This is a genomic window from Amycolatopsis minnesotensis, assembly GCF_039529815.1.
Taxonomy (GTDB): Bacteria; Actinomycetota; Actinomycetes; order Mycobacteriales; family Pseudonocardiaceae; genus Amycolatopsis; species Amycolatopsis minnesotensis.
Genome location: NZ_BAAANN010000098.1, coordinates 1 through 5,408 on the forward strand (window position 1 = coordinate 1; position 5,408 = coordinate 5,408).

At 62.1% G+C, this 5,408-nt stretch carries 6 protein-coding genes; 5 read left to right on the forward strand and 1 reads right to left on the reverse strand.

The features are described from left to right. Positions 1-77: 77 nt before the first annotated feature. On the reverse strand, positions 78-509 hold the full coding sequence (locus ABD256_RS43875; RefSeq protein WP_344432315.1) for a hypothetical protein: 432 nt from the start codon (positions 507-509) through the stop codon (positions 78-80). A 460-nt stretch (positions 510-969) separates the two neighbouring features. On the opposite strand from ABD256_RS43875, the gene ABD256_RS43880 reads away from it, so the two are divergent. The 5 genes from ABD256_RS43880 to ABD256_RS43900 all read left to right on the forward strand — a co-directional run bounded on the left by ABD256_RS43880 (position 970) and on the right by ABD256_RS43900 (position 4,796). Beyond that, positions 970-1,239, forward strand: coding sequence for a helix-turn-helix domain-containing protein (locus ABD256_RS43880; RefSeq protein ID WP_344432317.1), 270 nt, complete (start codon positions 970-972; stop codon positions 1,237-1,239). Positions 1,240-1,478: 239 nt separating this feature from the next. Next, complete coding sequence (locus tag ABD256_RS43885) at positions 1,479-1,985, forward strand: hypothetical protein (protein ID WP_344432319.1); 507 nt, start codon at positions 1,479-1,481, stop codon at positions 1,983-1,985. An 11-nt stretch (positions 1,986-1,996) separates the two neighbouring features. Further along, positions 1,997-2,614, forward strand: a complete 618-nt coding sequence (locus ABD256_RS43890) for a DUF3558 domain-containing protein (RefSeq protein WP_344432321.1) — start codon at positions 1,997-1,999, stop codon at positions 2,612-2,614. A gap of 110 nt (positions 2,615-2,724) precedes the next feature. Then, the gene (locus tag ABD256_RS43895; RefSeq protein ID WP_344432323.1) at positions 2,725-3,987 is read left to right on the forward strand and encodes a WXG100 family type VII secretion target; all 1,263 of its coding nucleotides are present in this window, start codon (positions 2,725-2,727) and stop codon (positions 3,985-3,987) included. Positions 3,988-4,046: 59 nt separating this feature from the next. Further along, positions 4,047-4,796: an ESX secretion-associated protein EspG gene (locus tag ABD256_RS43900; protein WP_344432325.1), complete on the forward strand. Its 750-nt coding sequence runs from the start codon at positions 4,047-4,049 to the stop codon at positions 4,794-4,796. Positions 4,797-5,408: the final 612 nt, after the last annotated feature.

The window sequence follows — 5,408 nt, forward strand, 5'->3', positions numbered from 1 at the left end:
ACATGGACAAGCTCATCAGGGGTCACCAGGACATGAAACCGCCCAGCCTGCCCCACGTCCTCACGACACGCCAAGACCTAACAAAGCACTACTAGGGGAGCTTCTGTCCGATGCGAGCATCGGACAGAACAGAGGTATAAGGAACGGTTCCAGCGGGACACGGTGGCAGCGATGTGCGCGTCGTAGCGGAGTCTGCCCTGTGACGCTTGCACTTGGGCGGTGAAATCGGTGACCATATACGCCGCGAGTGAGTCGTTGCCTAGGCGGAGAGCCAGGCTGTTTTCGGCGATTTTGTCCACGGTGGCTGGGGATAAGCGGCGCGCTAGATCATGTGGGTCGGCGGCGAAGCCTTCCAGAATGGCGTCGGTAATGCGGGTGATCCAGTCGCGGCGGGCGCGGTATTCAAACCAGGCTGCCACGACACCGGAACCGATCGCGGTGACGCCCAGCTCGCGTAACGGTAGCCAGTCGAGGTGCCGGATCGCGGGGATTTGCGACACTGCGACCATGCCTATTCCGACCGCGACAGCCCACAGCGAAAACAACTGGGACTGCAATAGGAATACGCGGTGCTCGAGAGCGCGGCGACCTCTGTTCACAAGAAAACACAATACGCATTCGTTGAGGTGACGAAAACTGGCATACTGCGTAAGCGGGGACCCCGACGATCCTTCCGCCGGGGTCCCTGTCTCTGTTAGGTGGTGCGGCTATTTCTTGGTGCCGCCGTTACCGTTGCCCGCTCCGATGCTTCCGCCGCTCGGACGCTGGCTCTCCCTCATGGGTGTCCCTCCCTTCCGGGTGGTCGCTGGCCTCACCAGAACTGCGTATGGTGCGTCCTGGTACACCCCGGAGTGGGGTGTAGCTGGGAGCTTATACGTATACAGTTGAGTCGTAGATACGTCAGACGTATTCAGTTGTGGTATATGGTCTCTGGTCGAACATGGTTGAGACCCGTGTACTGGGCCGATCATGGCGAAGACACCGGATCCTGAACTGGCGAAGATGCTGCGTGAGCTGGGTAGTCGTATCCGTGCTCGGCGGGCTGAGTTGGAGATTTCCCAGGAACGGTTAGCGGCGCGGGCTGGGGTGCACTGGACCTATGTCGGCCAGGTTGAACGTGGTCAGCGCAACCCTTCGACCGCGAATCTGATCAAGCTGGCGTACGGCTTGCAACTCGACGCGGGGAAACTCGTCTCGGGTCTGCCGGTGCCCACAATCGACAAGGATCGGCCCTGGTGATTCCCGCCGACTCCACCCTCGTGGACCCGGTGGGCGTTGGTTTCGCTGAGTAGCCGTTGACGACGAGCGGGCGGTCTTTGATCGGGTGTTTCCCAGTTTCGGGTCTCAGAGGGTGATCGATCCGCTACGGTGATAGGCGCAGCGGAACAGCTCGACCCATCGGGGGCTGGCCGGTGCGCCGTGCCGCGGAGGGACACGGCTACGTAACGACGCCGGGCAGGGACGAGGGAGGGGTCGGGGTGAACTGGTTTGATCCATGGCTGGGCGACTCGGAGATCAACGTGATCAACGATAAGATCGCGACGTTCGACAAGTTTGCCGCCTTCACTGGTCGCTCCGATGGGTTCACCCTCGACCGCGACGAGGCGCACGAGATCTTGAACGAAGCAACGCGGATTCGTAATCAGTTAAATCTTCTGCAAATGAAGGCGAACCGCCTGGAGCACTTGAGTCCGCCTGCCGATGATCCGGCAAGTCTGGACTACAACGATGTGTTGACTTCGAAGTCCGCCGAGTTCGTGCGCGCGAAATCGGAAGAGATCAGGGGTCGTCCCGGGGCTTTTGCTTTTGGTGCAGGGCATGTGACTATCGAGGTCAACTACCTTACTGAGTTAATAGGCCGGTTGCGGAAATCCTTGGGGATAAAAGATGAGACCGAGGAACAAAACAAGCAGAGGTTGCAGAGCGCACAGAATGCTGACAAGCAGAATGTGCCTCAGGTCGGCAAGGGTGGAGGGTACGCCTGATGAGGTACCGCATGATCACGATTATCGCGGCGGCTTACGCGGTGACTACCGTGATGGCGGGGTGTTCGGGGGGCCCGTCTCCTAGCGCGCCTCCCGCGCCGCCGTCGAACACGTCGTCCAGCGCGCGGCAGCTGCCGTATGCGGGCGCCCCAAAGGTTGCAAACCCGTTACCCGACTCGGTACTGTCGGGTAGTCCGTGTGATGCATTGACTCCGGCTCAGGTAAGAGACGCCCTCGGCAGCGAGGTTCCCGCCAAGGCGGATACGTTAGCGGGAATTGGCCCTATGTGTTCGTGGTCCAATCTCGATAACGGTGCGGTTATTTCCGTGTTTTTTACCGTGAGTTCCAAAGATGGCTTGAGTGGTCAGTACGCGAACGTGAAACCCAAAGCTCAGGTCTGGAAAGAGCTGCCTGCCATCCAAGGGTTTCCGGCAGTGGCCAATGTCAGCCCGTCCGGGGGTAATCCGAAGGAGTTTTGCGAGGTTAACGTCGGAATCAGTGATACCGCGACTGTGGACGCGAGTCTTATCCTCAGTGATAGCAAAAAAGGGAAAACCGATCCGTGTTCGGTGACGCCTCACGTCGCGGATGCCGCAATATCGACGTTGCGACAGAAGGCCGGTGCGTGATGTTTCCGTTTGACCAGCTTGGTGAGGTGGCGCGCGGGGTTGCGCACGGGTTGGGAGAGGTCGCACGCGGTTTTGGGGACATGTTGGGTGAGGGCTTGAGGTTGAGCACGATGGCAGGTGTTCCGATTCAGGCAGCGCCGTTACCGGAGGTTGTGGAGAAGCTGCGTAACGGCCGTTCACAAGAGTGGCATGACGGCGCTGTGGCGGCGCGGGGTTTGGCGGATGAGCATCACCAGGTCAGTGACGATGTCAATAGGCTGTTGACGCGATTACGGGCGTCGTGGACGGGACGGAGCGCCGAGGCGGCAGACGCGCGCATCGACAAGTTTCGGGCGGTGGCGTCGTCGGCGGCGGAGCGGTTTGGCGCGAATGCCAGCAACTTGGAAACGACCGCTGGTGGGTTTGATCATGCGCAACGGAATCTGGAGCCCATGCCACCCATGCCACCTGAGAAAAATTTCTGGGACACGCTGGTGCCGTGGAAGACCGACGTGGAATCGCAGATCGACGCCTATAACGCAACTGCCTCGCGCAATTTGGAACGCTACAACACGTACGCTTCTGCGGCGCAAGCCAGTAAGAGCGGCTTGAGTGGTGACTACGGCGTCCTTGGCGCCTATGGCGGAAGAGACTTCGCCGTCGCTCCCCCACCTACCGGCCCCGGTGGTCTGGGTAGTCATGGTGGGCATGGTCCGGTGGTGAAGCATCCTCATGAGCCTGGCCATGCTCCCGGCGGTTCTGCTGGTCCGGGTGGTCCCGCTGGGCCTGGTGGTGGGCCGGTGGTGGTTCCCGGCGGCGGCCCTGGCATCGGCGGTGGTGTCGTGCCCCCGAGTGGTTCGAGTGGCGGCGCTATGACGGGCGGTGGTCATGACAGCGGCGGAGGTACCAGCTCGGCGAGTTATGTGTCGCCCGAGACCGCGGTGGGAGGATCAACGGCTGTCCCGCCCGGCTCGGGTGTGTCTGGCTCAACGATCAACATCGGCACTGGTGCGGGATCGGGCAGCGGTACGGGCAGCGGGTTCGGTGCGGGCATGATCGCTTCGCCTGGGAGTCCAGTGCCCGGCGGCGGCTTAGGTGGCGCTACCGGTGGCAAACCGGGAGAGGGACGGATGACTGGTGCGGCTCCTCGGTCGGGTGGTGTTCCGAGCGAGGCTGGTGGTGTGAGCGCGCGGGGTGGCGCGGGTACTCGGGGCGTTTCTGGGATGGGCGGTTTGGCTCCTGGTGGTCGTGGGAAAGAGGACGATCGCGAGCACAAGCGTAAATACGGTGTGCCGGAGGTCGATGAGAGCGTCGCCGAGGTGGATGAGGCCACCGGGAAGTTGATCGATCCGGTGACCGGGTTGCCGGTGGTTCCTCCCACGATCGGCGGCTAACCGCTGATTCCCGTCCCGTGCGGTCTGTTGGTATCGCTTGCCTGAAGTGGGAGAGTTCGGTGATTGATCATCCGGTGGTGCTGCCGAAGATGATGTTCGTGACCGCGTGGGAGATGACTACTACTGGTGGGGATCTTCCGGCGGTGATCGGCACCAACACCCATTACTGGATGGCCGAGGACAGCCGCCGCACGTTGGTGGTGGACACGATGGAAGCGTTGCGGGAGCAGGGTTTAGCGCGTGGTGACCGGCTGCATCCGGGATGGAAGAACACGCTGGCTGTGATCGGTCGTTCGGACCGGGAGTTCTACGCCTGGAATCACTTCAGCGACGGCACCGCGACCTCGATCTTGGTGGCGGCTCGTGATCGCGACGCGGTGCGGGTGGTGGTGGGTGAGGATGCGGTGATGATTGATCCTGTCGAGCCGAAGTTTCTGGCGACGCATCTGTTGGAAGCGCTGCCCGACGTGCCGGGTGCCGCGGTGCGGACGGTGGCGATCCCGGAGGGGCTGCTCGAGGATTCGGATGCTGCGCCGGCCGATCCGCTCGCGGAACCGATCGATACCCGTGATGTCGAGTACCTGTCCGGGTTGATGCGGGCTCCGCGGGATGCGATCCACCAGCTCTACACCGCTACTCGCACCGTCGACGGCGAGCGGGAACGCAGTCTCCCGATCAGCGCCTTGGACTTGACCGGCCAAGGCCGCATCTTGACCTACATGACCGGTGACGACTACATCGCGGTCACGACCGGCAGCCCGCACCGGCTCATCCGCACCTTGAACAACACCCACCAGCAGCTGGTGTAACAGGCGCGTCCGCGGTGGGCCATGAGTCGTGGGTGTTGCGGGGCCAGAGCCGTCGGGACGCCGACGGTGGGTCGTGATCGAGAGCCTTCTCCGTGTCCTTGACGGCTTGGGCGAAGGCCCGGAATCTGGTGCGGCTCATCCTGATCTCGGAGGTGTCGCCGTCGGGTCCGCTGCGTTCGCCGCAGTTGAGGTACACGTTCTCGCTGTCAGCATAGAAGGAGAACGTTGGTGCCTTGATCGTTCTGATGTGAGTGACTTCGACTGGATCGTCTAGATCCTCGTGTGGTTCGCTCATGTGGGTATCTCGATTCTGTTGGGACGGTTAGGTGGACCGGCTGCGGGCGTATTCGAGTGTCGCGCGCAGGCCGGTCTAACAGGGGTTGCGAGGGAGGCGGATCGCTGGCCCCTGTCCGTGAGCTGGCCTGTCTCCGGGCGGGGAAGAACGACCGGTGGGTGTTGTATGAGTCCGGGCCACGCTCTTCTGGGGGTGGCGAGCGCGGCCCGGAGAGGGGAACTGCCAGCGGACGTGGAAAAGTCCGGGTGGGCGGACAGTTTGGTCCGGGTAGGCGGACATGAGATCTCCGGGTTGATGGACATGATTCCTCCGGGACA

What these genes read in the sequence shown, in the direction of transcription:
- ABD256_RS43875 (WP_344432315.1), bottom strand. Translation starts at nt 509, where the DNA reads ATGGTCGCAGTGTCGCAAATCCCCGCGATCCGGCACCTCGACTGGCTA.
- ABD256_RS43880 (WP_344432317.1), top strand. Translation starts at nt 970, where the DNA reads ATGGCGAAGACACCGGATCCTGAACTGGCGAAGATGCTGCGTGAGCTG.
- ABD256_RS43890 (WP_344432321.1), top strand. Translation starts at nt 1,997, where the DNA reads ATGATCACGATTATCGCGGCGGCTTACGCGGTGACTACCGTGATGGCG.
- ABD256_RS43895 (WP_344432323.1), top strand. Translation starts at nt 2,725, where the DNA reads ATGGCAGGTGTTCCGATTCAGGCAGCGCCGTTACCGGAGGTTGTGGAG.